At 70.0% G+C, this 4,117-nt stretch carries 3 protein-coding genes and 1 pseudogene; all 4 read left to right on the top strand.

The genetic code is table 11. The annotated features are described in order from the left end of the window. Nucleotides 1–445, top strand: a 445-nt coding sequence (gene recR / locus AOK23_RS42315; RefSeq protein ID WP_055717698.1) for a recombination mediator RecR, incomplete at its 5' end; no start/stop codon positions are given. After that, nucleotides 438–1,100: a DUF5063 domain-containing protein gene (locus tag AOK23_RS42310; protein ID WP_055717697.1), complete on the top strand. Its 663-nt coding sequence runs from the start codon at nucleotides 438–440 to the stop codon at nucleotides 1,098–1,100. The genes recR and AOK23_RS42310, both read left to right, overlap by 8 nt. Nucleotides 1,101–1,274: 174 nt before the next feature. Next, nucleotides 1,275–3,812 carry a tetratricopeptide repeat protein gene (locus AOK23_RS42305; RefSeq protein ID WP_157878327.1) on the top strand — a complete coding sequence of 846 codons (2,538 nt, stop codon included), beginning with the start codon at nucleotides 1,275–1,277 and terminating at the stop codon, nucleotides 3,810–3,812. A 99-nt stretch (nucleotides 3,813–3,911) separates the two neighbouring features. Continuing rightward, nucleotides 3,912–4,117, top strand: a pseudogene (locus tag AOK23_RS48280) (hypothetical protein); the annotation flags it as partial.

Raw genomic sequence — 4,117 nt, 5'->3', positions numbered from 1 at the left:
CAGCTCCTCCTGCGCGACCTGCGGCAACGTCGCGCAGGAGGAGCTGTGCAACATCTGCCGCGACACCCGCCGAGACCCGTCGGTCATCTGTGTCGTGGAGGAGCCGAAGGACGTCGTCGCCATCGAGCGGACCCGTGAGTTCCGGGGCCGGTACCACGTCCTCGGCGGCGCGATCAGCCCCATCGAGGGCGTCGGACCCGACGACCTGCGGATACGGGAGCTTCTCGCCAGGTTGGCCGACGGCACGGTCACGGAGCTGATCCTGGCCACCGACCCCAACCTGGAGGGCGAGGCCACGGCCACGTATCTCGCCCGCATGATCAAACCCATGGGCCTCAAGGTCACCCGCCTGGCCAGCGGCCTCCCGGTGGGCGGCGACCTGGAATACGCGGACGAGGTGACCCTCGGCCGCGCCTTCGAGGGGAGACGATTGCTGGATGTCTGACGCCACGCTGCACGCGACCGGCCTGAACCCGGACGACTTCGCCGTCCAGATCGCGGACCAGATCGAGAGCTTCCTGGTCGCGGTCACCGAGGTGGCCAAGGGCGACGAGCCGGACTCGGCCGTGCCCTTCCTGCTGCTGGAGGTCTCCCAGCTCCTCCTCGCGGGCGGCCGCCTCGGCGCGCACGAGGACATCGTGCCGGACGAGCGCTACGAGCCCGACCCGGGCCCCGAGCAGGACGTCGACGAGCTGCGGGAACGCCTGGCCGCGATGCTCGACCCGGTCGACGTCTACTCCGAGGTCTTCGACCCGTACGAGCCCCGCAAGGCGCCCGTGCCGGCCCGGATCTCCGACGACCTCGTCGACGTCATGGCCGATCTCCGCCACGGCATGGCCCACTACCGCGCGGGCCGCACCACCGAGGCGCTGTGGTGGTGGCAGTTCTCCTACTTCTCCAACTGGGGCTCCACGGCCTCGGCGACCCTGCGCGCCCTGCAGTCCCTGGTCGCCCACGTCCGCCTCAACCAGCCGCTGGCCGAACTCGACGGCCTCGACACCGACCAGGAACTCATGGGCGACGAAACCCTGGAGTTCGAGGCGGGCCAGGTCATGGCGGAGGAGATCGCGGCACCGCTGGGCTTGCGGGAGGTCAAGTAGACCGCCGCCGCGAGGTACGGCTGAACCTCGAGCGCGCATCACAGGATTCACGGCGGGAGTTGGACGGCCCGAAGCACCAGGCCGCCCAACTCCCGCCGTACGCATGCCGATCCCGGCCCGCTTGTCGCGCCGTACGCAGGACGATGTCCGTCACCGGCGGTCATCATGGGACACATGAGTGCGTTGTTCGGCAGCCGCCCGGTCGGTGACTCCTCCGCTACCGCCTCCGGCGCGGGAGCCGTCGCCGCTCGAGGGGACATCGGTCTGACACAGACCGGGGACGGTGCGTACGGCGTGCACATCGGCAACGCCACGCTCCTGTCGCCGGAGAGCTGCCCACCCGCGGTCTCCGTCGACTGTCCTCCCGGACTGACCAACGTTCCGTCCCGCATCCCGCTCTTCGTCGGTCGTGACCGCGAACTCGCCCTGCTGGACGAGGCACTGGCCGCGCCCGGACAGGCGGTGGTGCACGCGTTGCACGGCCTCGGCGGGATCGGGAAGTCCACGCTCGCCGCCCGCTGGGCGACCCTTCGCGGTACGGAGCACGCCCCGATCTGGTGGATCACGGCGGACAGCCGCGCGGCACTCGACTCGGGTCTTGCCGCTCTGGCGGCAGCGCTTCAACCCACTCTGGTCACCCTGCTGCCGCAGGAACAGCTCGGCGAGTGGGCCCGACAGTGGCTGGCCTCCCACACCGGCTGGCTCCTCGTCCTCGACAACGTCTCCGATCCGGCTGACGTCGAACACCTCCTCGCCAGGGTCACGACGGGCCGATGCCTCATCACGAGTCGACGATCGACCGGTTGGCGGAACCTGGCGAAGCAGGTCGCGCTGGACGTGCTGTCCGCCGCCGAGGCGCTGGATCTCTTCACGCGGATCCGGGGCGAGGACCCGGACGCCGCCGCCCTCTGCGCGGAGCTGGGGTTCCTCCCGCTCGCGGTGGCCCAGGCAGCGGCGTACTGCGAGGAGACGGGCTGTACCGGACGGGAGTACCTGGACGACCTGGCCGCCTACCCGGCCGAGATGTACGAGGCGACCGACGAGGGCGGTGACCACGAACGCACCGTCGCCCGGGTCTGGCACGTCACGCTGGACCGCTTGGCGGAGGATCCACTGGCCGTACGGATCCTGCTGATGCTCGGGTGGTACGGCTCGGAGGACATCCCACGCTCCCTGCTCGCCTCGCTGGGCACGCCCCCCGCCGTACGCCGCGCACTCGGACGCCTCGCCGCCCACAGCATGATCACCCTGGACGACGACACCGTGGCCGTGCACCGCCTTGTGCAGGCCGTGTCGCGCACCTCGGCGGAGGACGACCGTCACCGGCACGTGGCTGCGATCGAGGCCGCACGGGAGAGCGCGGTGCGGGCTCTGATCGAGGCCCTGCCGGAGGAGAACGACGGGCCGACCGACTGGCCGGCCGTACGCGCCCTGCTGCCGCACGTGGAGGCACTGGCCAAGCACACGGCGCCGGAGGCGGACACCGAGGACATGGCGTCGGTGTTCCTCACGGCGGCCGGCCACCTCAGGCAGCTCGGCCTACCGATGGCGCCCAGGGCGGTCGCACTGTTCCGGCGTGTGGAGGCGGCGGTGGTTCGCGAGTGCGGCCCCGATTCGGAGGAGGCACTGTCGGCTCGCGCCGCGCTCGCCCGGGCTCTGCTGCTGACGGACGACCCTGAGGAGGTCGGCCGCCTCATGGAGCGGCTGCACGCCGACTGCGCGACCGCGCTGGGCGAGGGGCACGTCGTGACGCTCATCGCTCTCGCACAGATGGCTGAAGCGGCAGTGCGACAGGGTGATGACGCACGCGCTCGACGCCTGATGGGCGAAGTCGTGGCGATACGTACACGCGTGCTGGGCGAGGGGCATCGCAGCACCCTGTCAGCGCGTGCGGTGCTCGCCAGGTACTGGGTACGGGAGGACCGCGTCCGTGCGGGTGGCATGTTGGAGGAGGTTCTCGGAGAGTGCCTTGCCGCGCTCGGCCCCGAGGATCCCCTGACCCTCCAGGTCCAGTCGGAGCGATTGACTCTGTCGATGGCCGCCGGGGGCACGGTCAGCGTGGCACCGGTGCTGCGGACCCTGATGGGCGGAACGGTTGACGATGCCCACTTCAAGGATGAAACGACCGGTGTCAGGGCGCTGGCCCGTGCCATGGGCGCCGACTCCGCGGAGGACCTGTTCGAGGAACGTGCGCCCGGGCTCACGCTCGATGTGACAGCCGTGGAACGGCATCTCGCCACGTGTGTGCGTGTGTTCGGCGATGAGGACACCAGAACCCTGCTGGTTCGGATGGCGCTCCTTCGCGCCTACGTCGATGCCGGGGAGATCGATCGATTCACCGAGCTGTTGAGAGTGGTCGAAGGACAAACGGCCCAGGCGCTGGGCGACGACCACCAGCTCGCGCTTGTGGTGCGTGAGGGGAAGGCGTTGCTCGATCAGCTGGAGCCACTGCTCGGCTTCGCGGCGCCGATCTTCCGAAACGGTCTCCCGACCGATGAGATCGCGCGCTCGGTGAGCGAGAACCTCTCTCCCGAAGACCTCGCCCCTCTCATGGAGATGGCGGGCGCGGTGTGGCAGCGGATGGTGAACGGACAGCCCACGGGTCAGGACACGCGCTCACTCCTGAGCGCGGTCACGAAGCTCCTCTCCGCGTTGGACGGAGTGCTCGGGTCCGGTTCCTCCACCGATGCCGACCACGACCCCGACGAGTGAGGCACCGGTGGAGAGGCTGTGCAACTCGCCGCCGCTGTTTTCTCACCGATTTGAGTGACTGCACTGCTGTACGCCCCTCTTGGCCCACACAATGCCCTTATGACACTCAAGCCTTGGGCATGGGCCGGACTCGCCATCGGTGGGCTCGGCGTGGCGACGCTGGTCGCGGTCGCCTTCGTCGATCTGGGTAAGGCCGACCAGATCGCCAGCGTGGCGGGCGGTTCGGTCGGCGTGATCGGCTTCGTGCTCGCCCTCATAGTGCAGTTCGGCGGCTCGTCCCCGTCGGCGGCTCCGCCCACCCCGAC

It is taken from the genome of Streptomyces torulosus, from assembly GCF_001419765.1.
Classification (GTDB): Bacteria; Actinomycetota; Actinomycetes; order Streptomycetales; family Streptomycetaceae; genus Streptomyces; species Streptomyces torulosus.
The sequence above is the reverse complement of the archived record's forward strand: the minus strand, read 5'-3'. Positions and strand labels throughout refer to the sequence as shown.

Bases quoted from the DNA above. Each gene is read 5' to 3' on its own strand.
- AOK23_RS42310 (WP_055717697.1), top strand. From the start codon at position 438: ATGTCTGACGCCACGCTGCACGCGACCGGCCTGAACCCGGACGACTTC.
- AOK23_RS42305 (WP_157878327.1), top strand. From the start codon at position 1,275: ATGAGTGCGTTGTTCGGCAGCCGCCCGGTCGGTGACTCCTCCGCTACC.